At 54.5% G+C, this 235-nt stretch carries 1 pseudogene; it reads left to right on the forward strand.

The annotated features are described in order from the left end of the window. Positions 1-235: pseudogene (locus FDX22_RS08650) on the forward strand (flotillin); the annotation flags it as partial.

A 235-nucleotide genomic window follows, 5' to 3' on the forward strand; every position in this document is an offset into this window, starting at 1 on the left:
GTAACGAAGTCGAACAGGACGTTGAAGTTGCGGTACGTGAGAAAAACCGTGATGCGCTGTCGCGCAAGCTGGAGATCGAGCAGCAGGAAGCCTTCATGACGCTCGAGCAGGAGCAGCAGGTGAAAACCCGCACGGCCGAGCAAAACGCCAAAATTGCCGCCTTCGAAGCCGAACGTCATCGTGAAGCTGAACAGACGCGTATCCTTGCTGAACGCCAGATTCAGGAAACAGAAAT

Origin of the sequence: Citrobacter sp. TBCS-14 (genome assembly GCF_005280805.1) — a bacterium.
GTDB classification, from domain to species: domain Bacteria; phylum Pseudomonadota; class Gammaproteobacteria; order Enterobacterales; family Enterobacteriaceae; genus Citrobacter; species Citrobacter gillenii.